Annotated in this window: 1 protein-coding gene; it reads right to left on the reverse strand. The window is 56.1% G+C overall.

Annotated elements, in window-relative coordinates; translation table 11 throughout:
* The coding region (locus tag B3520_RS02490) for a cyclic nucleotide-binding domain-containing protein (RefSeq protein ID WP_286875343.1) at positions 1-362 on the reverse strand (362 nt) is incomplete at its 3' end.
* Positions 363-369 lie beyond the last annotated feature (7 nt).

A 369-nucleotide genomic window follows, 5' to 3' on the forward strand; every position in this document is an offset into this window, starting at 1 on the left:
ACCTTGCGGGTGGTGGCGCGCAGACGGCGGGCCATCTGGCTGCTCAGAGCGAAAACGAACTCCGGGTTCTCACCGGCGATCTCCTGGAATTTGCTGTAGCTGATTTCAGCCACTTCGCATTCCGTTTTCGCTCGTACCCAGGCGCTGCGCGAGTCTTCCTGATCAAACAGGCCCATTTCGCCGAAGAAATCTCCGTCGTTGAGATAAGCGACAATCATTTCCCGGCCTTCATCGTCCTCAATCAGAACCGTGACCGAACCGCGCACAATATAGTAGAGAGAATCGCTCTTGTCCCCAGCGTAAATAATGGTGCTTTTGGCCGGGTAACGGCGGCGATGGCAATGGCTGAGAAACTCGTCCACATGGGCG

The organism is Marinimicrobium sp. UBA4509, assembly GCF_002388575.1.
GTDB lineage: Bacteria > Pseudomonadota > Gammaproteobacteria > Pseudomonadales > Cellvibrionaceae > Marinimicrobium > Marinimicrobium koreense.